Annotated in this window: 18 protein-coding genes and 1 pseudogene; 11 read left to right on the top strand and 8 right to left on the bottom strand. The window is 35.0% G+C overall.

The annotated features are described in order from the left end of the window. Nucleotides 1-3: 3 nt before the first annotated feature. Together AABJ51_RS09725 and AABJ51_RS09720 are read left to right on the top strand one after the other, a co-directional pair. A complete protein-coding gene (locus tag AABJ51_RS09725; RefSeq protein ID WP_338372357.1) occupies nucleotides 4-1266 on the top strand; it encodes an OsmC family protein in 1263 nt (420 codons plus the stop codon). Nucleotides 1267-1333: 67 nt separating this feature from the next. Further along, nucleotides 1334-3634, top strand: coding sequence for a prolyl oligopeptidase family serine peptidase (locus tag AABJ51_RS09720; protein ID WP_338372356.1), 2301 nt, complete (start codon nucleotides 1334-1336; stop codon nucleotides 3632-3634). A gap of 111 nt (nucleotides 3635-3745) precedes the next feature. On the opposite strand, the gene AABJ51_RS09715 is transcribed toward AABJ51_RS09720, so the two are convergent. The 7 genes from AABJ51_RS09715 to AABJ51_RS09685 form a co-directional block, all read right to left on the bottom strand. Next, nucleotides 3746-3871: a hypothetical protein gene (locus AABJ51_RS09715; RefSeq protein WP_338372355.1), complete on the bottom strand. Its 126-nt coding sequence runs from the start codon at nucleotides 3869-3871 to the stop codon at nucleotides 3746-3748. A gap of 110 nt (nucleotides 3872-3981) precedes the next feature. Next, nucleotides 3982-4227: a hypothetical protein gene (locus tag AABJ51_RS09710; protein WP_338372354.1), complete on the bottom strand. Its 246-nt coding sequence runs from the start codon at nucleotides 4225-4227 to the stop codon at nucleotides 3982-3984. A 26-nt stretch (nucleotides 4228-4253) separates the two neighbouring features. Then, the gene (locus tag AABJ51_RS09705) at nucleotides 4254-4532 is read right to left on the bottom strand and encodes a succinate dehydrogenase/fumarate reductase transmembrane subunit (protein WP_338372353.1); all 279 of its coding nucleotides are present in this window, start codon (nucleotides 4530-4532) and stop codon (nucleotides 4254-4256) included. Between the two features lie 288 nt (nucleotides 4533-4820). Continuing rightward, nucleotides 4821-5507, bottom strand: coding sequence for a hypothetical protein (locus AABJ51_RS09700; protein WP_338372352.1), 687 nt, complete (start codon nucleotides 5505-5507; stop codon nucleotides 4821-4823). Between the two features lie 17 nt (nucleotides 5508-5524). Continuing rightward, nucleotides 5525-9571, bottom strand: coding sequence for a DUF6443 domain-containing protein (locus tag AABJ51_RS09695; protein WP_338372351.1), 4047 nt, complete (start codon nucleotides 9569-9571; stop codon nucleotides 5525-5527). Between the two features lie 13 nt (nucleotides 9572-9584). Further along, nucleotides 9585-12617, bottom strand: coding sequence for an RHS repeat protein (locus tag AABJ51_RS09690; protein ID WP_338372350.1), 3033 nt, complete (start codon nucleotides 12615-12617; stop codon nucleotides 9585-9587). A gap of 53 nt (nucleotides 12618-12670) precedes the next feature. After that, nucleotides 12671-13804 carry a T9SS type A sorting domain-containing protein gene (locus AABJ51_RS09685; protein ID WP_338372349.1) on the bottom strand — a complete coding sequence of 378 codons (1134 nt, stop codon included), beginning with the start codon at nucleotides 13802-13804 and terminating at the stop codon, nucleotides 12671-12673. A gap of 696 nt (nucleotides 13805-14500) precedes the next feature. On the opposite strand from AABJ51_RS09685, the gene AABJ51_RS09680 reads away from it, so the two are divergent. The 4 genes and pseudogenes from AABJ51_RS09680 to AABJ51_RS09665 all read left to right on the top strand — a co-directional run bounded on the left by AABJ51_RS09680 (nucleotide 14501) and on the right by AABJ51_RS09665 (nucleotide 17674). Continuing rightward, nucleotides 14501-15151, top strand: coding sequence for a helix-turn-helix domain-containing protein (locus AABJ51_RS09680; RefSeq protein WP_338372348.1), 651 nt, complete (start codon nucleotides 14501-14503; stop codon nucleotides 15149-15151). 382 nt (nucleotides 15152-15533) lie between these two features. Next, the gene (locus AABJ51_RS09675) at nucleotides 15534-16103 is read left to right on the top strand and encodes a Mu transposase domain-containing protein (protein ID WP_338372347.1); all 570 of its coding nucleotides are present in this window, start codon (nucleotides 15534-15536) and stop codon (nucleotides 16101-16103) included. Nucleotides 16104-16151: 48 nt separating this feature from the next. Continuing rightward, nucleotides 16152-16919: pseudogene (gene istB / locus AABJ51_RS09670) on the top strand (IS21-like element helper ATPase IstB). A 167-nt stretch (nucleotides 16920-17086) separates the two neighbouring features. Then, complete coding sequence (locus AABJ51_RS09665; protein WP_338372346.1) at nucleotides 17087-17674, top strand: hypothetical protein; 588 nt, start codon at nucleotides 17087-17089, stop codon at nucleotides 17672-17674. Between the two features lie 331 nt (nucleotides 17675-18005). Here the strand turns inward: AABJ51_RS09665 and AABJ51_RS09660 are convergent, their stop codons facing one another. Then, nucleotides 18006-18533, bottom strand: coding sequence for a porin family protein (locus AABJ51_RS09660; protein ID WP_338372345.1), 528 nt, complete (start codon nucleotides 18531-18533; stop codon nucleotides 18006-18008). A 174-nt stretch (nucleotides 18534-18707) separates the two neighbouring features. On the opposite strand from AABJ51_RS09660, the gene AABJ51_RS09655 reads away from it, so the two are divergent. The 5 genes from AABJ51_RS09655 to AABJ51_RS09635 all read left to right on the top strand — a co-directional run bounded on the left by AABJ51_RS09655 (nucleotide 18708) and on the right by AABJ51_RS09635 (nucleotide 22871). Next, the gene (locus tag AABJ51_RS09655) at nucleotides 18708-19529 is read left to right on the top strand and encodes an SDR family oxidoreductase (protein ID WP_338372344.1); all 822 of its coding nucleotides are present in this window, start codon (nucleotides 18708-18710) and stop codon (nucleotides 19527-19529) included. Between the two features lie 26 nt (nucleotides 19530-19555). Continuing rightward, nucleotides 19556-20422: an aldo/keto reductase gene (locus AABJ51_RS09650; RefSeq protein WP_338372343.1), complete on the top strand. Its 867-nt coding sequence runs from the start codon at nucleotides 19556-19558 to the stop codon at nucleotides 20420-20422. Between the two features lie 55 nt (nucleotides 20423-20477). Next, nucleotides 20478-21392: a helix-turn-helix domain-containing protein gene (locus tag AABJ51_RS09645; RefSeq protein WP_338372342.1), complete on the top strand. Its 915-nt coding sequence runs from the start codon at nucleotides 20478-20480 to the stop codon at nucleotides 21390-21392. 172 nt (nucleotides 21393-21564) lie between these two features. Next, a complete protein-coding gene (locus AABJ51_RS09640) occupies nucleotides 21565-22155 on the top strand; it encodes a Crp/Fnr family transcriptional regulator (protein WP_338375918.1) in 591 nt (196 codons plus the stop codon). Nucleotides 22156-22229: 74 nt separating this feature from the next. Further along, entirely contained in the window at nucleotides 22230-22871 is a 642-nt protein-coding gene (locus AABJ51_RS09635) for an NAD(P)-dependent oxidoreductase (RefSeq protein WP_338375916.1), read from the top strand. Nucleotides 22872-22875 lie beyond the last annotated feature (4 nt).

The raw sequence follows: 22875 nt of genomic DNA, 5'->3' as shown, positions 1-22875 counted from the left end.
AAGATGAGAATGATATTACAACAAAATAGAAAGTGCATAAGTACACTAGCTATTATTTTATTGGCAGGTCTGAATATCTCAAATGTAGATGCTCAGAATAAGAAGGTCGATTCGGGTATAAATGCAGTCTTTGTAAATGGTGAAGTAAAAAGCCAATTTGACAATAATGCCAGTCCGTTACAAAACTTCTTGTACAATAAACGTCAGGCACTTATTAAATTGCAGAATTTACCAAGCAACGAACTGCAAGCCGTAACATTGACAGCCCGTACCACCGCAGAGCAACGATCGGGATTGCGTCGGATGCGTATTCGCGATTTTCAGATCATAAGTGATAGTAATACCGATTATGCAGGCTATAATGTAGGTCCGGGATCACCCGAATCGCAGGTTGCAATTATTGCGAGTGATTTAGCTGAAAGCTATCTTAATCAGGCAGCCTTGAGGAATATTCCTCTCGATTCGTTAAGAATAGAGATAACTAATCGTCCGGATGCTGTACCCTCAAATAAAGTGGGGTATCCTCGCAATTTCTTGTACACAGCCTATATTAAATCTTCGGCAAGTAATCAGCAACTCGAAGAGTTGAAAAACGCAGCAGAAGCTAATTCTCCTATATTCAATTTTATAGTTAAACCACAAGTGGTAACCGGTGAGATTGATTATACTCAAACTCCTGATAAAGTGACAATACCCGAAGGTGGACAACCGGGATTAAGAGAGTATTTGAAATACAAAAGGATAGCTTATCTGCATCTTCAGGAAGAGGCTAAGAAGCGTCAAGCCGAACGTCAAAATAATCCGCAGCAAGTATCAGGTAACGACCGTAGAGGTCCTGTAGTAGTGGTTCACAATAATGGAGTACGCGAGTTGCAAATACGTCAATTCCGTATTTTGCACGACAATCCGGCGTATTTGGGTGGCAGCGATTTAGGTCCTACATCGCAAGAACACCAACTGGGAGTGCTTACCAGCTGTCTTACTCATATTTTCTTGATACAGGCCGCTGCACGTCAAGTACCACTCGATTCACTTGAAGTATGTGTAAAAGGCACCACCGATATTCGGGCTGGACGTCAGGGATTCGAAAGCGTACCTAATTATCCACATAACATCCAATATACAGTACACGTAAAATCTCCCGCCAATTACGAAACCATAAAGCAATTGCGTGATGCCGTAGAGGCCGTTTGCCCTATTTATAATCTGTTAAAGGATGAGCAGACCATAGAGGGACGTATTGTTAGAATAGCTGATGAGAGCTAGTATTCAAAGATTATTTAATTAATGGAAGTGCCTTTTGGGTGCTTCCATTTTACTCTATAAAGAATAAATGAAAAGATTATATGTATTAATAATGTTTACAATTTGTACTTTGCTTATCTATTCGCAGAGTATAAGTTCGTCCGCAATAAAGGATTCCATCGGGATAGATTTTTTTGTAAAAGTAAAAAGTATATCTAATTTGCAGGAGAACGATGGAAATATATTTTTTCTGCTCCGACAACCAGATCTAGAACAGGATAAGTATAATACAGATCTATATCAACTCGAAGGAGGTAAAGCAGTGAGATTAACATCGTCTCAATCTGTTTCAGATTATTTCTTACAAGACAATGCTATCTATTTCAAAGATACACGTTCTCAGTCCCAGAAGAATAAGCCTGAGACTGTATATTATAAATTGACAAAGGAGTATGGTGAAGCAATAGAGTGGGTGAGATTGCCATATGCAGTACTGGATATTCAGGCGATAGATGAGAACCGCTTTTTCTTTACAGCTTCTGATCAATTGCTCGAAAAAGCCAACTCTAACAAGACGATCCGTATATTTGATGAACTTCCATTCTGGTCAAACGGTCAAGGTGATATCAGTGGAAAAAGAGTTCATTTATATTATTACAATAGTGGGGATATAACCTTATTGTCTGATTCGTTAGAAACGGTGTCTGATATAGAACTCAGTCCAGATAAAAAACATCTGGCGTACATACAAAAGAAATATCAAACAAAAGCAACTCAACATAATACGTTAGTTATACTCGATGTAAGCACTTTACATCATAAAGAATGGAATTTATTTGATCGCGGTATTTATAATCAGGTACAGTTTATTGACGATAAGCAAGTTTTTGTTTTGATAAACAGAAGCCTCGAACATAATAAAATGGAGAATCCCGGTTTTTACAGTTTGGATATCTTTTCGGGAAAGGTGAAAGAGTTGTACGATGGCGATTTATATGCTGCCGGAAATTCAATAGGATCGGATGTGAAATCGGGAGGAAAAAATAAACTTACATTTGATAAATCCGGCTTTACTTATATTTCTACAATTGTAGATCAAGCTCCACTTATTCATTTAGATTATAATACTTCTAAGTTGTCTTACAGATCTCCTCGCGATATTTCGATAAGCGATTATGTTCCATATAGCGGAGGTTATCTGTTGATAGCTATGGCTGATCAGTTAGGTGACGAAATTTATTCCGTAAATGCTAAGGGCGACATAACCCGCCTCAGTGATATAAATATGATTACATTCGAAAATAAGGCGATTGCTAAACCAATAGAAGTTAAGTTCAGAAATGAGCTGGGTAAAGAGCTGAACGGTTATGTGCTGCCTCCTGTTAACTATAAAGAAGGGGTAAAATATCCGACAATATTAAATATACACGGAGGACCCAGAGCTACTTATGGCACTGTATTTTTCCATGAGATGCAATATTGGGCAAATAAGGGTTATGCGGTTATATATACAAATCCTACGGGTAGCAACGGACGAGGTAGCGAATTTACAGACTTACGGGGTAAATTCGGGACTGTTGATTACAACGATATATTATCTTTTGTTGATGCAGCACAACAGCAAATCCCCTTTATTGATGCGGATAGACTGGGTGTAACTGGAGGTTCTTATGGTGGTTTTATGACAAATTGGATCATAGGACACACAGCCCGATTTAAAGCCGCAGCGTCGTTACGAAGTATTTCGTCTTGGATATCGTTCAATAATACAAGCGATATCGGTAATACATTTACCGAATCGTATTTTGGTAATAATACATGGACTGATAGTAAGCCGTTGTGGGATAGATCTCCATTGAAATATGCCGATAAGGTTGTTACTCCAACTTTATTCTTGCAGGATCATGATTATATAGCTCAGGCAGCAGGATCATATAATGAGACCGTAAAAGGATTATATAATCTGGCTGAATTTAATATTCGAATAGAGCTCCGCATTGTTATCAATAAAATAAATTATCTACGTTTACCAAAGCTATCGAATTTTATATACAAGAATTTGCCCTTTGTTACTCATATCTCTTTTATGGGATTAGAAGATACCGGCTACAGTATAAAAAATCACGAACGAATATGGATAGATCCAATTGATTTTCAACTCCAACTAGAGAAAGCTGTAATTAGTCTTGCAACATGGGGATTGGATGTCTCAATTTTCAATCTGCCTCTTTGCTTTTTACCCTCATCATTACATGAGTTTGCTCGTAAATCAATCTCGGACTGGAAAGTAAAATATCTGGAGGAATGTAGCTTTTGTTTAATGAAGGATATATGTTGCGGATTATTTGCTACATCTAAAGGAGAATACAAAATAAAACCAATTACTTAATAAAAAATAAAATAGGTATCTATGGAAAAAGTGTCCTTATATATTCAGGGCACTTTTATACGTTTCTGGAATTATAACTTTTCAACGAATTTTACAATTTAAGTCAAAATATTACTTAGTCCCCTTAGGTTTTAGTTTCGGATTATTACCCGGAGTCTCCTTGTTGTCACGTCGGCGTTTATCAACTTCCCCTGTTGATTTAGCGATTGGTTTTGGTCCTGGCTTTAAATTTCCCATGATAAATAAGTTTTAATAACTAACTCTTTAAATTTAATTCATTTTTTTAGAATATCATTTAATAAAAACTATTTTCCTTTAAGAGAAAGACATTTTTAATGTCTACATACCTATGCGGAAGATTTACTTTTGGTTAAAAATCTATTTCCGATTATTTGTCCCACTACAGCGACTCCGATAAAAAGAGGAATCGTTACTTTGGGTGTATTCAGCCATATGCGTAGAGGTATTATAACTGGAATAGAAGCATGGATCATTATCCACCACATTATAGTCATTTTCTTGAACCGTGCGCGAAACTTTCCCAAGAATATATTGATAATAAATGAAAAGATAGCAACAATAAGTATATTCACGTTGACTGATTTATTTATTTCTCACATTAAACATCTCCAAATACCAGATAAAAATAGACAGGTATAAGTATGTACCCTACCATAATGGTATGAGAATATATCACTGCAATTTTTTGTAAGCGAGGGATCCATTTGCGATTAGTTACACCCATCGACTGGAACATACTCCAAAATCCATGAGTAATATGGTAGCACAACGCAACAATCCAAACAATATACATTGCTACATACCAGCCATTCGAAAACAATGTTTTTACAAGGTCATAGGGGTTTTCTCCTTCACCTCCCAGTGGGATCACTTTCAAATAGACAGAAAAAGGCAATTAACGACAGTATATACGTGCCTAAATCATGGACAGGCGAGTATGCGAAAAATGGTTCTTAATCATGGGCGCTATGGTCTGTATATTAGTGATTTATGTTGTTAATGTTTGATGGCTTAAATGTAATTTTAACCACAAAAAAAGTAGTAACAAAAAATATATATCTGAGAATAGTTTACTATCCGTAGCGAGTTTTGATAAAAAGTATTTTCTCATTATTTATCAAAACTCGCTACAGAATAAGTTATTGAATATTCACATATCAGGAATTTATTTATTTTTTTGATATTTTATTATATCTCGTTGTACTGAATTAATCTGAGTTTTATTTTTCTCTAAACCGGCTCTATGTTCATTAAATATATTATTTATACTATCGGTGTTTATATCATTAAAATCAAAGCCATACACTATTTTGTATAATATTTCCTTTTTTAAATCTTTATATTCAGACTTACTGTCGATATAATTGAGGTATTGATAAAAATAACCTGGATACATTCTAAAAAACGAATAATACATATCTGTAATAAACTCTCCGACATATCCATCAGAATTTTTATTATCAGCAATTTCCTTTAATACAAAAATATTGAATGGTACAAGTTCATGGTATTTAACAGAATCGATCCGACACGAAACCAATACTTGAAAAATTGAATCAATATCTTTAATTTGTCTATATCTGCCAAAAGAAGAAGAAGCTACACTATTGATTTTAGCCTGATTTCTATTAATAAACTCTATTTTTTCTTTCTGAGACAATGTATCAAAAACAGAAGAGAACAAAGTAAAATTCGGAGAAATAGTAGGAATAATTTCATTTTGTTCTTTATTTACAGTTACTAAAACAGAATCTGTGGAATTATTTTCTTTTAATGTATCGACTTTGTCTGTTTTAGAAATACATGAAACTAGTATAAACATAATAGAGATAAATAAAAATATTGGATTCATAATTGATATTTTTAAGTTTAAAAACCAAAGGTTTCATAAAAAGTTCGTCTTATATATCCCCACCAAGCTTGTGTCTTATCTTCTTTTTTCTTGTTTTTATCATCACTATTTTCATTATTAGAGGGTATTCCATAAGGACGTGGAGATGGTCCTGTTTTAATTCTATCTAAATCACTTATAACATTAAATTGATTTCCTTTTTCTTCGGGGTCATTCTCTTCTAATTCATCTGTAATAAGTTTCATTTGAGCAATCTCATCATCATATATTCTAACACAACCGTGCGTAGCCGATAAGAGTGTCCGTTTTTTCCCTTCCTGACGTCCGCCATGAAGATGAATTCCATTTCTTTTTCCGGGACCGGCAGCTTCACCTTCTATGTAATCTAATTCAAGAACATCATTGGGTCCATAAGCAGCCCTGTTAGACAAAGGTAATCGATTCGACCAACCTTTAATCTTATATGTACCAATAGGTGTATCGGCATTTTGTCTTGTTCTATCTCTTTTATTATAGCCATTCTCTTTTCCATTAGAACCTTCAACCCGAACAATAGTACTAAAGACTACGTCTCCTGATCTATTAGTAACATTAAGAATTCCTAGTCCGTGTGTATTTCTATTATTATAAACATGAACAGAAACATCCCATTTGCCTGTCGGATCAATTCTTAATAATGGGTTATTGCGAACATACGAATAAGGGCTTACATTATAATACATCTCAGCCTGCGGATCAAGACTTGTAAATCTTGCATATCCTGGATCATAATATCTGGCACTATAATCATACTGATTCAGTCCGTGCATCTGATCCAGTTCCTTTCCATTATATTTAAAGCTCTGCTTTTTCTGTTCAGTAATAGAAGTTTCGGCAAAAGCCATACCAAACGGATAGTAATGATTATTCTGAATGGATACACCACTAGCATTTGCTACAACTCTGTTATTACCTAAATGATCAGTTAAATAGAAATAATATACTTTATCTTCAATATATCCTCCATCTATCAATATCCTTGTTTTAGATGTTCCATCACTATGAGCTTCATAAATAATATTACCGGCATAGTCTGTTGTCTCGGTTTTATTTAATGACGTAACACTAATATCCGATCCAATTACAGGGGTTGATGAGTAATTCGAATTCCATTTTTGTACTACTCTTAATTTTTTACCGGCAGCAGAATAAGTATATTCATTACGAGCCTCTGCTACGGGACTCTTGATGTCCATTGTATATGGTAAACTGAATGTATTATATTGAATATTAGATATTCCTTTATTTAAATCTTTATACATGGCTCCATTGGCATTATATAAATATTCGGTAGCAACATTACTATAATTTTTAAAGTCGGCAGATTCAGCTAAACTAATTGTTGCTGCAGCATCATTTACTGCTAGTAATTGGTTACCTATATATGTCATTGTTAAATTATCGATTAAAGCATATTGTGAACCAGAGGTCGTTTTTCCATAACGCTGAAGAGTCTTCATATTCGACTGTTTATCATAAGTGTAAACAGTTTTGTAGTTTGTACTTGCTACACCATTTTCCCTATAGTTTGCAGCAGTCAGTCTCGATAGATTATCGTAAACAAAAGTATAGCCTCTGGTTTTATCTCCAGTAATAAGCCATTCCATTGCAGAGATATTTCCATTGTATTGTTTTATATTCCCCCCGTACGATTCGTTGTAATAGAGATTTTGTCTAAATAGTGGCGAACTGATAGATTTTGTCCACGAACGAATATTGTAGGTATAATCGGTGGTCAGATTATTTTGAGCATTCTTTATATTCTTAATCAACCTGCCTAATTCATCGTAAGAGTTCTGAGCTAACGTAACAACAGTACCTCCATTTAACTGATGGGTTGTAGTTAATAACCGTCCTGCCTGATCGTATGTATATTTATAAACCTCAGTCTGAGTGGTTTTTCCTGTTGCCGAATGTATATGCTGTTTTAGAATCGGTTGCCCAATAAAATTATATGCTAGATATTCTTTCTCCAAACCTCCACTCAAATGATTATTAGATTTAGTTTGAATTAGCTGCGCTCGGTAATCATAATACATCACAGAATAAAGGTAATCTGAAGAAACAGTACCATCGGTTTTAAACTGTGCGGTAAGTGTACCTGTCAATAAACCCTTATACCCTTTTGTATAGCGTGTGCCATAGTCTGTTATTTTCTCATATTTAGTAGCTGTTGTACTAGTTGTATCAGGAATAGAATTTAATCCTAGAAATTCATAATTGTCGTAATAATTAACGGTAAGAATACTTGAAGTTGTTAAGGTAACACCAGCTATTGTATATCCTTTGTTTGCATTAGTTGCTTTAGCCCAACTTCCACTTACAACGATACTCTTTAATGGATTCGATTTATAGTCTAATGTATTTTTGCAGATACCATTTAAAACCGTTCTGCCAAACGCATCCGGGATATAAAAAGTCCATTCAGCAGTTGTCTTTGCACGTTGTATTCCATCTTGAGAGAAAATCAAACGATCTGCCTTATCATAAATATAATAGATTTTCTCTATTCCTGGTAATTTCTTTTCGATACAACGTTGGCGGTCATCATACCGATAGATATAGCCATATTGAGCTATAGCAGTACTATTGGTATTATCCCACGAGCCGGTAGATTGTGTTAAGACATCTGAAGCTAATGGAGGTAATACAAAGCTGAGATTTCCAAAATCATCATAGACATAATAAGTATCGTAGTTTGTATTACTTTCAATTTGACGGTTTAATACAACCTGCCCCAATTTATCTTTAAATTCGTAGGACGAGCTGCCATTTTCATTTTTAAGTTCAGTTACATAGAGTTGATTCGCTCCATAGTTTCCACTTCTCTTCACTTTGGTAGACAGCCCACTACCATCAACGGTAAATAGCGAACAGATAAGTTTCGAATCACCAGTTTCAACATTAGTTAGGTAACTATTTTTAATAGAAGCTGCATTTGTTTTCCAGTCAGAACCTGCCCCATATTGTTCTAAAACTCTATTTAATGGAGAAGCCTCATATATTGGTCTGGTATAAGCAACTGAATCTCCGTAGGTGCTATTCGCTTTAGTTTTCACATTGGCTAATGACACAAAAGCGCCATTATTACTTGAGCTTACTGAGGGAAGCCAATTCCTTTCGGCACGACCAACAGCATCGTATTCCTGATAAGTGATTAAGTCTGCTCTTTGTGGGGTAATACCTCGTTGTATCGTTTGAATAGAACGCCCTAAACCATCAAAGTACTGTACATTATCCAAATAATATTTACCATCGTCACTCGTATAAGTTCTGGTATTGATATAATTCTGATTAGAGGAGAAGGAAGGCGAACTAGGAAGTGGATTCTCGGGAGACGATGTTCCTTGATTTTCTAATGTTACTGTAATTACCATCTTACCTGAAGTGGAAAGAGTATTATTCTTCATTATTTTTTTATACTGAGACATATCATAATCATCCAGTATCTCAGTATTCAGAAGACTATTTGATAATGGAGTTAAAGTTGTCGATACATAATGAGCTTCAATAACATTGAATTCATTATCCTCATCCATATAAAGATCAAACAAACAAGATGCCGAAGGTTTAATAATCAGGTCAGGAGAATCATTGTCATGTATATAAACAAAACCAGAGGGATCTGAATACGTAGAGGTAATACGAGCAACAGGTTTCTTATCCGAAGATAGATTTCGAGCTCCTTTATAGAATACAAAAAAATCTATTCCAATCCAATCATCTGCATACTTATATATATTATAATCCCAGTCTAGAGTAATCGTTTTAGTTACTCCTATCTCATTTTCTCCAAACTCTATGCTATAATAACCTTCATAGGGGCTTGAGGTACTCATCAAAGACATTTTGCTTGATGTACGATTCGCCGAAAGAGTTGATTTTCTTTTAAATATCGATTCTATTCTTTCTCTGCTTATTTTTTTGAATTCATCTTCTTCATCTTGAGAATATATATATCCAAGATTAATAAAGAAAAGAGCAAACAATATAATTATTCTTATATTCAATATATTATTTTTCATTTTCGGCTCCCTCTTATTTATTGCTGTAATTATAATTGTATTCTTCGACTATCTTATTGTTAGAATCTTTTACTTTCGTCAAACGTCCAAGACTATCATACTCATAATAAGTCGTTTTATTAGAAGGATCAGTTATTGTTAAGATTCCAATTAATGGTTTATAGGTGTATGATGTAACATGAGCTTTGGGTAATGCTCGTTGTAAGCTTCCGTCTTTGAGTTTAGATTCATTAGGCAAAACACGTTGCGACAAAGTATTGACAGTTTCATTAGAGCCAAATACACTTTTTACAGCTGCTTCGATTTCAGAATATGTAGCATTCTTGATCTCTGCGATTGGATATTGTCCCTGATAACTCCATAGATAGGCTACATTCTCTATACTATCTTTAGATATATAGGTGGGGTTGCCGAAAGAATCATAGTTCAAATAAGAAATACGAGGTTCGGCAAGATTACTTTCCTTATATTTTTCGGAAACTATATTGAGTCGTATAATATTTGTACTGGGAATCTGCTTATAACTCATCAACGATTGCTTCACAAACCGATTATTAGCACCTCTTTCAATCTTCACTTCTAAAGGATAGTTTAACATATTATTACTTACCATGATATTGTATGGTGCTATATTTTTGTAGGTTGTACTGTAAGGAAATATAGTTTTTTTTACATAGTCTTCACCATTGCTATTTTGTACTGTTTCGGTTGTAGGTATTAACAATACAGGTTTACCATCGCTAACATCGTAATTAAATGAAGTTGTTTTAGTCGTCGCGACTAGTCCATTAAGATATTCTTTTTCAGTAATACTCTGGGGAAGATAAATATCACGGAAAGCGTAAGTGTCGGATGCAAAAATTCTATTTAGAAAGAAATTTTCATATTCGGTTTGCCTTTGTCCTGCTATATTTCCCGAATTGTAATAATCAAGTCTAGCCTGAAAAGTGTTTGAGGTAGGATTAACCCCTCCTCCTGATCCATATGTTGCATTTTGGAATATCCTTACTCCTGTATGTATGGACGGTATCAAAAAACTTGTATATTTTATCTCTTCTTCCTTTTCAACATTTCCATTTTTATTGTAAAAAATCGTATTAGTCAATAAACCTTTGATATTCCCTTTGTCACAATCAACATATTTCGAAAACATATAAGCAGGATACTCATCTATATTCCAATAACAATTATTGTTCAGAGCTCTATTTTCTTCAATGTAATTATATTCTGTCCACCCATTATTGCTATTTGGGGTTCCATTATATTCTTTTATTTTATTATAAAAAACATTGCTACTAGTCCATCCTGAAAGGGTCGAAAGGGAAGTTCCTACAAAATAATAAATGGGATATTCGATTTTACGTGTAGTATATCTATCGGGATTGAATGCGTAAAGTTCTTCGAATGAGCCTATACACTCCATATAATAGACAAATAAATCATTTTTCAATTTTTGGGTCGAATAACCTTCGTATGAATATGTTTTGAAATTTGTAATTGTATTATCACTCGAATAATTTGTGAGTTGTTTTAATCTCAATCCACCAACATAGTTATAATTCATAAATTCGTAAGCATCCGACACTTGATTCTGTTCATATTCAAAATATGTTTTTCCTTTTGTCGGATATATAATCTCTTTCAATACACAAGTCTTTGTCGTTTCCAAATAAGGTTTTCGGTCTGTCGAAGATACCGAATGAGTAAATGGGGCATTCACAAAACGATTGTATGTCGCCTTGTCAATATCTATATCGTTAGGAAAAGTCCAGGATGAATTAGTTCCATTGTAGTATCCCCAATAATCATAGTTACATTTCATGTCATAGTCTGGGATTATTGCACTCTCATTATAATAATTAAATACATATTTCTCACCCTCAGAACTTAAATCACTTCCTTTTACAGTTATCCCTTTTAATTTTAATCGATATTTTAGACTTGTATTTCCAAAATAAGTATTATTATCGAAATTTGCTTGCTTAATTATTTCATTCGCATATTTAACTGAAATTGAGTCAATTCTATCTTTTCGTTTATCTAGTCTATCGGCAGAATATGAGAACTCAATTGTTACGTTTTTCCATGTAATAGTCTGTATCAACGGACTGGAATAGTTGATTGTTTGAAAACTAGTACTCGATGTAGATCCTGATTGAGGTTTTCCATTAGTAGGCGTAGTTGATGCAGGGATACTCCGTGCATCTATTATTTGTGTTGTCTGATTATAAGAACTGTAATAATCGGCATATGAAGTTCCGTCTTTATACGAAAAGATTATTGGTTCGTTTTCTTTTCCTGGATATGTTATTTTAGTTAAATACCAGCTACTAGTATATTTGCCTTTACCGGAAATAAATGTTGTCTCGGTTTTGGAAAACTCGTATTTTAGACCTTTAGTATCTGTAATCAAGAAAATATCTCCATTTTTTTCTATTTTAATAGGGTCGTAAGGTATTGTTGTTAGTTTTTTTGAATCCACATCATAACGGACAACACCACTTTTATCTAAAAAATTATAACTATACCGATCTGTACGCGTATCTAATATTGGTGTACCGGAAGTAAAAAAGAATGGCTCCCAGTTACTCCAATAATCATAAGTGTTAAAATAGGCTGATCCTAAAAGCTTTAATCCATTTTTTAAATCCTGAACATTTGCAGCTGATTTAATCGGCATCTCTGTATCCCAACTATTACCAGAATTTATATCTTCATAATCAGGATTTATTTCAATCGATCGAGAAATTACTCCTCCGACATTCAATAACCAACCTAACCCTACTGGCGAAGGAATTTCATTAGGTCTAAAACCAGAGGCGTGATAGGATATAGAAATCGGAATATCAATCCAACCAGTATTTAATGTATAAATCGGAATATTAATTTGAGGTATGCCGGTAGTATGTCCGACTGGTATTTCTCCATAACGTATGTATTGAGCGGCCTGAGGAGAAGCTGTTATTATTGATGGGAGTTTTGCTTGTCCTGATATATTATGAATTGCCACAAAAAAGAAAAACCAAAAGATCGATATTAATCTCATAAACAAATAATTAATCGTAAAACATTAGCAATTTCCAAAAATGAGAGAATCTTTTATTTTTTAATAATTTTCTCACTCATAACTTCTTTATCGAAACTTAATTTGATAATGTAATTTCCTACAGGAAGTGAAGAACAGTCTATTTGCTCTTTGTAAGAACTGCCAGAAGTACTTTTATTTTCTATCTTTTTGATCAATCTACCATCTATTGTGTACAACAAAATAGTTACATCCTGATACAATCCATCATATTCTATATAAACATTATCTTTTACCGGATTTGGATATATTTTATACCATAACTCTTTTGTCGTATTCTTATTTAGTCCTTCTGGATATCCAGGTTTCATTTCTTTCCCAACATTCCATAAACTATCTAATATTGCCAGATTTTCAGGATCTTTATCGAGATAAAAATGATCTTGAAGTGGGTAGAAAAATGCAGTAGAAAAAATCTCAGAACTATCACTTACATTAATACTTTTCACGGTTTCAAAGATTGGATATCGATAACCTTTAGTAAACCATTTGTATATATCTAATTGTGTTCCTTCATCAATATTAGCATTATTTTCCTGAACATTCTTGATTTGTTGGGATGCTTTAATTCTCAATACATTATCTAATGTATCACCTGTCGGTAGAACCATCTTACCAAAAGCATCAACTTTTACATTTACCGAACCTTCTGTCTGTAAACCTACCGTTCCGGAATAAAGAGCTTTTGATTTATAATTGTTTGTGAAATTTTGTCCATAATTCATAGGATAGATCGCCTCTAGAATAGGTTGAGTATAACATAACCTTACTGATGGATTTTCATGCCCAAGAAGAATTAGAGAATCATTTACTTGACGATAATAATACATTGTATTATGTTCTGTACCAAGAATCAGCTCTCCTTCACCTATCTTCTTGACATCAAAATAGCTATCGCCCATTATATACAAACTATCTCCTTGTATCGGAGGGAGAGAGTAAGTTAAAGTATAACTCTCATTAATCGTTTTTAGTTGACTAAAATCCCAAATACAATTATATCCAGATTCGCCCGGAGCTTTGTATTCAACCTGTTGCTTAATGATTTCATCTCCTATACGAATACCATTATGTTTTAAATTTAATTGTGCTTTTAGACAAAACGTACATAAAAGAACAAAAAACAACGCAGAAAATCGTGTTTTCATTATTTGTTAGTTTGCGATTTAAGATATTAGATTAAAGTTTTATAAATTAAATCATTTTATTATACATGACCAATACGCTAGAGTATGTTGTTTGGCATTGTTTTACGCTTTTTTATATTTCATATATATTAATATCCTGCTATTAAATAAATTCAAATGATTTTTCCTTATCATAACACTTAAGCTATCAAGAATAAGAAAATATTGGCATAACCAACAGTCAAATGGCCGTTGATAAATCCATTAACAGCCTTATAATCCTTATACTGTTAGCATAGTAGCAATATTTTAGATTTCTTCTTTCACTCAGTTTTCACTTTGATTTGAGAGTGTTTTTTTTCAGAGGGCCTTTCCTCTCTAACCTATGAAATAAAAGGAAGTTTTTTTGTTTGAATTTACTCATAATTATCCCCTAAAAGGTATAAAACAACTGGCTTATATAGCCAAGTTGAAGATATAAGACTCGTCCCATCGGGATCACAAGCAAATGATGCAAAAAGAAGTAAAGTTTTGAATCCTAGCGGATAGTCGAGGATTTTTCTTTTTGTGCAAATAGTGTATAATATAATTGAAAAGTATACCACCAGTTGAGTAAAATGTGAGAGAGCGTATAATAAAGTTCTGCATTTTATTAACAAATATTAACATTGTAAATTCCTTTGTGTATTAACCAACACAGAGGGTAAAATGATAACAATGGTGGAAAAACAAACAATTATACACATGTACCGTACGGTTGGGTACAGTAAGCGGGCTATAGCCAGGGAGTTGGATATCAGCCGTAAGACCGTTCATAAAGTCATAGCCGAGTATGAAGCCGCATTAAACTGTCCAGATCCGGAAGCCTCTCTGGAATCGGTATTAACTCCCCAATCACGTTATAACAGTTCGCGGCGAGGCCCTCGTGTTATTGTCGGTAGCTTGAAAGATTTAATAGACGACTGTTTAGAGAAGAACGCCCGTAAACGTGCTATGGGCCTTAAGAAGCAGTGTATGCGGGGTAAAGATATCTACGAGCTGTTAATAGACAAAGGCTTTCAGGTCAGCTATACGGGAGTTTGTAAATACATTGCCTCTGCCAGTTCCATCAAGAAAGAGGATAAATCCCAGGAAGCCTTTATCCGCGGCTATTATCCTCCGGGAGAATCCTGTGAGTTTGACTGGGGCGAAGTCAAGCTTTACTTAAATGGCAAACTTCATCGTATCCAGATGGCCGTCTTTACCCTGAGCCATAGTAATGGGCGTTATGCCTGGCTGTTTCATCATCAGGACCAGTTAGCCTTTATGGAGTCACACCGCAACTTTTTCCGCCAGATAAAAGGTGTTCCCTTACATTATGGTCTATGACAATATGCGTGTGGCTATCAAAAAATTTGCAGGAGAAGAAAAGAAACCCACCGATACCCTGCTACGCATGAGTAACTTCTACCGCTACCATTACCGCTTCTGTAATGCCCGTGCCGGTTGGGAAAAGGGGCATGTAGAGCGTTCTGTCGAATATGTCAGGCGTAAAGCTTTCAGTATCAATCTTCATTATACCTCTCTGGCAAATGCCCAAAACTACTTACTGAACATATGTGAGAAGATCAACTCGCGCAGTGGCAGCCCTTCGACAATCAATAAAGTGGAGGAACTGGCCGCAGACCTGGCTGCATTAAGACCCTATACCAATGAGATGGGATGCTTCCAGATGGCTGAGTACAAGGTGGACAAGTGGTCCACCATCTGTATGAACTGTTCCCACTACTCGGTTCCCGATACACTGGTGGGCAAGGTCGTTACTGTTAAGATGTACTCCGAGAAGATTGTTATCCTTTTTGGCAATGATAAAGTAGCTGTACACGAACGTATATACTCCCGCCAGAAAGGTTGGTCCATCAAACTGGAACATTACCTGAACACCTTATTGCGCAAACCGGGAGCACTGAACACTTCCCTGGCATTAAAGCAGATGCCGCAGCCGATACAGGCCTTGTTCAACAAGCATTTTACGGGCAAGGCTCGGGATTTTGTCTTCCTTTTACAGTATGCCAGGGAGAACAACTTTAGCGATAACGATATAATAGAAGCATACACTTCATTGAAGGCACGGGGCCTGAGAAGTATATCGGCAGACCAGATCAAGGCCATGATGTATACCAATAACGAACCGCAAGGTATGTCGGATGAACCCATTTATCTGGATGAGAGTCACAAGAGCGGATCTGCCCTGATCGAAGACGGAGCCATGAGGATACTGATGGATCTCTCGCGCATAATGGACACGGAAAACAATATAAAAATTATCACTAATAATTAATAATCAGTTATGAGACAAGAAGTATTTAATATAAACAACAGTATGCAAATGGAAAATCTGAATGAAAAAGAGAAGGTATTTAATCATGCCAAAGAGCTTAAGCTACCGGTCCTGCGGGATGAACTCGACGACTTTATTACCTTGGCAACCGATGAAAACTGGTCCTACCGATCCTTCATATGCCAGCTATTAACCAAGGAAATGGACATGCGTATTGAGGCGCGTCGCAAACAACGTATCAGGATAGCAGGCTTCCCTGAACTAAAGTACCTTCAGGAACTTGTAAGGGAAGAGTTACCCAAGGATGCACAAACAGCATTACCCGAGTTTGAAACTCTCGAATTTATCAAAGAGGGATGTAATATCGTATTTTGTGGTAATCCCGGAACAGGCAAGACGCATATGTCCATAGGCCTCGGTATTAAAGCTTGTCTGGAAGGCTATACCGTCTTCTTTACCTCTGTGCCACGCCTGCTTACACAAATCAGGGAATGCCGCTCTCAAAAAAGTCTCAGGTAGCTGGAAATGCGTTTCCAGAGGTATGATATGGTCATCTGTGACGAGTTTGGATATGTCTCTTGTGATAAGGAAGGTGGCGAACTGCTCTTTAACCATCTGTCTCTGAGAGCCGGGAAGAAGTCTACAATTATTACAACAAACCTTGCTTTTGACAGATGGGGGGAGATAGTAAAGGATAAAGTACTCGTGGCAGCTATGGTAGACAGGCTAACGCATAAAGCATATCTTATCAACATGAATGGACAGTCTTGCAGAGTTAAAGAAACTAAAAAAATGTTACAACCTAATGAGGAATAAATATCTTTAACCAATCTCGTCCGAGACACTTAGTGGGCTACTTTTCAATTACTTAGTGGACTACTTTTCAATTATATTATACACTTCTATTTGATTATTTTGAATAGAAGCCTGAATATTCTCAAATAAAAGACATACACCATATTTATCATTATAATAAATAAATTATGATTGAGTTAATTTTAAAATGGCTAACATTCTCTATTGAAAAATGTCCTTTTTTGATTTCGTTACTCTGTATGACAGGAATATTCTTATTATTGGCCAAATCAATAAAAAGACATTCAAAAATATATTATATTGCTTTCGCTCTGCCTGCTGCATTAGGTGTTTTGCAGGAGGTCTTTTCTTGGCTAAATATTGAACTGATCAATTTTTATAAATTGCCTGTTATAGGGGATATTATGATGCAATATATTCATATGACCGGATTTGGATATCCCTTGCTTGTTATTATCATGTATGTGGGTGCATTAAATCCTAAAAATCAGAATGTGAAAAAAATACTTAGTATAAGAAAAGAGTTGTCAATTATATCCGGATTTCCAATATTAGTACATGCTTTCATTCGCATTACATATAATTTACCTCAATCATTCAGTTTCTTTGCTGATATAGATGGATATATGAAACATAATGAAAGGGTAAATAGTACTCTTGGGCAAGTTTTAAGCAATAGCGGGTACATATTGGGTATATTTATGACAATAATATTCCTTGTTCTATGGGTCACATCTTTTAAATCAATTCATTGACGTTTAGGGCAGAAAAAATGGAAAAAGATACAGAACTGGTCTTATTTGTTATATGCAATGTTGTTTCTGCATTCAGTATTACTAAATACAGGTTGGATGATAGATCTGGGATTTGCCGGGAATAATAAAGAATCTCTTCTTCTTTATGCCATAGGTCTAATCTCCACTTGTTTGATTTTTATATCGTATTTTATACTTCGGCTGCGAAAGCAAATTATGAATCAAAAAAAGTGACTAAGGAGTAATGCTTTGTGACATAGACCTAAAAAAAGCTAAAAAGAGAAGCGGAGATCTCCGCTTCTCTTTTTAGCTTTAGAATCTTTCTCTTTCATTATAAAGGAATTGCATATCCGGCAGAGATAACAACTCCCATGTTTTTAATATTGGCTCCTTTTACATCAGAAATATTAGTAAGTCTTAGTACATAACGAGCATCGAGAATAACCTTTCCTAATCCGACAGGAATTGCAAGACCTCCTCCCATTTGTAATACGAAATCTAATTTTTTCATAGCTCCATATCCAGCTTTTTCTTTGCTACCCTGTCCTAAGCGTAAACCGAAGGAGGGTCCGGCATTTAGGTATACAGGTCCAAAACTGTATTTAGCCAGAACCGGAAGTTCCAGGTAGTTAAGGTTTAACTTCTCTCTCTTTGAAGATGTTTTGAGTGAAGTACCTTTGTTAATGAAGTTCAATTCAGGTTGGATTGAAAAACCGGATAGACCTGTAAGAAAATTAACGCCAACACCTCCTTGAAAGCCTATTTTTGCTTTTTCATCTCCACTATAGCGGATGCAGAAAACCGGATTTTTATAATATATATTGGATTTGAATCCGGATTCATAAAATAAAATTACCACTTTAACATAATATCCCCATTTTGTATAAGACTATCTCCGTTTTGTTTAGCTCCTTGATTAATAATGTCTTGTAATTTTGCTTATGAATTTGAGTAATATTAGAAATTATCAAGTCTTTTTTAAGATAGTGGTAATAGCTAACCTAGGGTATAATTGTACATAGATAAATATAATATGAAACGTAAAACAATATTAATTACAGGAACAAGTAGTGGTGTAGGCAAATCCACTACAAAACTATTTCAAGCTCAAGGTTGGAATGTTATTGCCACAATGAGGACACCTGAAAAAGAAAGTGAGTTGAGCCAACTTGAAAACACATTCGTTACTCGTCTTGATGTCATTGATGAAGCTTCTATCTCATCTGCAATTTTACAAGGAATTAATAGGTTCGGTAAAATTGATGTTTTATTAAATAATGCAGGGTATGGATCTCTAGGACCATTGGAGGCATTTGACATAGAAAGTATCAAAAAACAATTTGAGACTAATGTTTTTGGGCTGTTGGCAGTTACCAAAGCCATAATACCTCACTTTCGTTCCATTCACAATGGCACTCTTATTAACATTAGTTCAATGGGATGTAGAGTGACCTTGCCCCTTGGAAGTGTTTATCACGGAACGAAATATGCCGTTGAGGGTATCTCAGAAGCTCTTTTCTATGAACTGGAAACAATCGGAGTGAAAGTTAAGATAGTCGAACCTGGTGCGATAAAAACAAATTTTTTAGGTGACGCGTTCGATATTCGTAATGATGAGTCTATCAATGAATATCAAAATATTATTCAGAGATTTTTTACAGCGTCTTCATTTATGGAAAAAGCTTCAACACCGGAAGATGTTGCTCAAGTAATATGGAATGCTGCAACTGATGGAAGTAATACATTGCGCTATATTGCAGGGAGCGATGCTCTTGAATTTTTATCTTTATATGATAAGATTAGTGATAATGAATTCTTTGATATAATGAAGAGTGAATTTGGAATTGAGGTTTAAAATAAAAAATGTCAACAAAATAAATAATGGAGAAATTGGAGTTAGGTGGTAATTTTTTAGACACTGCAGATCTCTACGGTCCGTTGTTGAGCGAAAGATTAATTGCCAAAGCGATAGAAGGAAATAGAGATGCATATATCATCGGAACTAAATTTGGTTACGAAATCAATGATGAAGGTAATCTTACGGGAAAAATCAACGGTAGCAGAGCATACATTAGAAAAGCAGTGGAAAGATCGTTACGAAATTTAAGAACAGATTACATCGACTTGTATTATTTACACCGTTTGGATACCAATACGCCAATTGAAGAAACAATGGAAACTTTGGCGGAACTGGTAGAAGAGGGTAAAGTAAAATATATTGGTCTGTCTGAAGTAGGTTCTGAAAGCATCAAAAAAGCGCACGCCATTCATCCGGTTACTGCTTTACAATCAGAATATTCTTTGTTTGAAAGACAAGTGGAAGAATTAGGACCTTTGGATACTTTGAAAGACTTGGGCATTGGTTTTGTACCTTATTCTCCGTTGGGAAGAGGATTTATTTCTGGTGATTTCCAAAAAACTGACGATTTTCCCGAAAATGACTTCAGAAGAGTTTTACCAAAATTCCAAGGCGAACAATTTTATAAAAATATCGATTTGTTGAATGAAATTGGCAAAGTTGCAGATAAAAAAGGCATTACCAAATCGCAGTTGGCACTTGCTTGGATTATTCAAAAAGGTTTTGTTCCGATTCCTGGAACGAAGAAAGTGAAATATGTAGAACAAAATATTGCTTCTACCAGCATCGAACTTTCTCAAGAAGTTGATCGTTTGGAAGCAATCATCCCACTGGGAACAGTTACTGGTAACAGATATGACGTAGCTGGAATGAAAGGAGTTAATTTATAATGAACAATAAAAATGGGCAGATTCATTTTCTGCCCATTTTTATAAATTACGTTCGATGGAAAATATACCCCAACATTTGCTCAATTCAGTGACTGATTTGCACTATCAATTGAATTTAAAATCACCTGCAAACCCGTTGGTGAGCGTGGTTCGATTAGAAGATATTCCTGCACAAAGCGTTGCGCACAAAACTATTGTGTGCAATTTTTATGTTGTTTATTTGAAAAAAAATTACGAAGGAAAAGTTAAATACGGGTATCAATACTATGATTTCGACAATGGTATTATAAGTTTTTTTTCGCCTAAACAAAAAATCACGATCGAGGAAAACAATGGTTCTCAAAATGTGCAAGGGTGGATGTTGGTTTTTCATCCAGATTTTATTCAAGGTTACGGTTTGGCTAAAAAAATGAAGAGTTTTAACTTCTTTTCTTACGCTACCAATGAAGCTTTACATATCTCTGAAAAAGAAGAAAATACCATTTCTGGCATTTTAGAAAATCTGCAAGAGGAAATCGAAAATAGAAGTGATGGATTTACACAAGAAGTGATGGTGTCACACATAGAATTGTTGCTTAACTATTGCAATCGATTTTATAGTCGTCAATTTATCACTAGAAAAAAAGCATCCAATGATTTGCTCATCAAGTTTGAACAACTATTGGATAATTATCTCAACAATGAAAAAATTAAGAAAAACGGTTTGCCAACAGTGAAATATTTTGCGGACGAACTCAATGTGTCGCCAAATTATCTCAACGATATATTAAAAAACCTTACTGGACAAACCACACAGCAACATCTGCATTATCAATTGGTCGAAAAAGCCAAAGAATTGCTTTCAACAACGGAACTTTCGGTAAGTGAAGTCGCCTACCAGCTTGGATTTGAATACACACAGTCTTTCAACAAACTATTCAAAAACAAAACAAAAGTGACGCCGTTGGAATTTAGGCAGGCGTTTAATTAGAAAATATAAAAAGGAGCCTCAATGTCAGTGATGCTTTTCCTCTGGATTGAAATGGATGTATTTTAATGTAAAAGAGGAACTAAATATAATTTAAGAAATTTATTATATAGATTTGTATTGATGATTTCAACAATACAAATCAAATGTAAAATTTATAAAAAGTATTCAAACATTGCTGAAAATAATACAAACATATTTTCAATCCATAAAGAAACTTTGTCCAACACTGCCTGATATTGCCTTGCAATATTTAGTAGACGGGCTTGTTATATCAGAAATCAAGCCCAAGTATTTCTACATTCAGGCAAATACGGTTCAGAAAGAAATCGGATATATCTATTCGGGTTTATTACGGGCATTTTATATTGACGGAAAAGGGAATGAGATAACTGTCAACTTTATCCGCGAAGGAAATTATGCCACTCATTACACTTCCCTCGAACACCCAAAAACAAGTAAATTTTATTTCCAAACAGTCGAGGCTTCTGTTATAATCAATATCCCGTACAAACACATTCAATCCTGTTGTGGCAAATTCCCCGAATTAGAACGATATGTCCGAATACTTGTAGAAGAAGGACATAGTAGTATATTAGATCGAATGGAAGGTTTTCTCTTTGATAATGCCGAAACCCGTTACTTGAACTTCGTAACAAAAAATCCTGATTTATTCAACCGCGTATCACTATCTGACCTCTGTTCTTATTTGGGGATCGAAAGGCAATCGCTCACACGGATACGGAAAAAATTATCTAAAAAGTAATTTTGACACTTTTGTGTCAGGCACAGACTGAGATTATATACGAATTTTGTATCGTAATATTAAAGCGGTATAAAATGAAAATAGCAATCTTCGGAGCCACGGGGCTAGTCGGTGCAGCTACATTAAAAAAAGCCTTGTCACAAGGACATCAAGTTACTGTTTTGGCTCGTATGCCATCAAAGATAAGCGTACAGCACAAAAATCTTAGCATCGTACAAGGCGATACTTTAGATGCGAAAGTTGTCGATACAGTCATAAAAGGACAAGATGCTGTTATCCAAATATTAGGCTACGGCGGAAAAGGAGACGGGAAACCGACCACTTTTACCACCGATGCTACAAGGATCATAGTCAATACAATGCAGGAAAACAACGTGTCGCGTTTAATTGCAATGAGCGTTGTAGGGGCGGGAAACAGTATTACTTTTCTGCCAAAATTTTTTACCAAATTTCTTTTGCCTGTATTCATGAAATGGTTCGTGTATATCATTGACGACAAAAATGCAATGGAACCACTAATCATGAACAGTTTGTTGGATTGGACAATCGTAAGAAGCATCACCATAAAAGACAAAGCTGCAACGGGAAAAGTAAACTCGACCCTGGATGGCAGAGGGATGAAACTTTCAATCACAGTTGGAGATGTAGCTGATTTTCTCGTAGAACAATTAACTGACAAAACTTATTCAAGACAAGCACCCGTCATCAGTAATTAGGATC

The organism is Indolivaga capnocytophagoides, assembly GCF_036511535.1.
GTDB lineage: Bacteria > Bacteroidota > Bacteroidia > Bacteroidales > Dysgonomonadaceae > Dysgonomonas_A > Dysgonomonas_A capnocytophagoides.
The sequence above is the reverse complement of the archived record's forward strand: the minus strand, read 5'-3'. Positions and strand labels throughout refer to the sequence as shown.

Excerpts from the sequence above, each read along its gene's own strand:
- AABJ51_RS09725 (WP_338372357.1), top strand. The coding sequence starts at position 4 with ATGAGAATGATATTACAACAAAATAGAAAGTGCATAAGTACACTAGCT.
- AABJ51_RS09720 (WP_338372356.1), top strand. The coding sequence starts at position 1,334 with ATGAAAAGATTATATGTATTAATAATGTTTACAATTTGTACTTTGCTT.
- AABJ51_RS09715 (WP_338372355.1), bottom strand. The coding sequence starts at position 3,871 with ATGGGAAATTTAAAGCCAGGACCAAAACCAATCGCTAAATCAACAGGG.
- AABJ51_RS09700 (WP_338372352.1), bottom strand. The coding sequence starts at position 5,507 with ATGAATCCAATATTTTTATTTATCTCTATTATGTTTATACTAGTTTCA.
- AABJ51_RS09695 (WP_338372351.1), bottom strand. The coding sequence starts at position 9,571 with ATGAAAAATAATATATTGAATATAAGAATAATTATATTGTTTGCTCTT.
- AABJ51_RS09690 (WP_338372350.1), bottom strand. The coding sequence starts at position 12,617 with ATGAGATTAATATCGATCTTTTGGTTTTTCTTTTTTGTGGCAATTCAT.
- AABJ51_RS09685 (WP_338372349.1), bottom strand. The coding sequence starts at position 13,804 with ATGAAAACACGATTTTCTGCGTTGTTTTTTGTTCTTTTATGTACGTTT.
- AABJ51_RS09680 (WP_338372348.1), top strand. The coding sequence starts at position 14,501 with ATGGTGGAAAAACAAACAATTATACACATGTACCGTACGGTTGGGTAC.
- AABJ51_RS09675 (WP_338372347.1), top strand. The coding sequence starts at position 15,534 with ATGAACTGTTCCCACTACTCGGTTCCCGATACACTGGTGGGCAAGGTC.
- AABJ51_RS09665 (WP_338372346.1), top strand. The coding sequence starts at position 17,087 with ATGATTGAGTTAATTTTAAAATGGCTAACATTCTCTATTGAAAAATGT.
- AABJ51_RS09655 (WP_338372344.1), top strand. The coding sequence starts at position 18,708 with ATGAAACGTAAAACAATATTAATTACAGGAACAAGTAGTGGTGTAGGC.
- AABJ51_RS09650 (WP_338372343.1), top strand. The coding sequence starts at position 19,556 with ATGGAGAAATTGGAGTTAGGTGGTAATTTTTTAGACACTGCAGATCTC.
- AABJ51_RS09645 (WP_338372342.1), top strand. The coding sequence starts at position 20,478 with ATGGAAAATATACCCCAACATTTGCTCAATTCAGTGACTGATTTGCAC.
- AABJ51_RS09635 (WP_338375916.1), top strand. The coding sequence starts at position 22,230 with ATGAAAATAGCAATCTTCGGAGCCACGGGGCTAGTCGGTGCAGCTACA.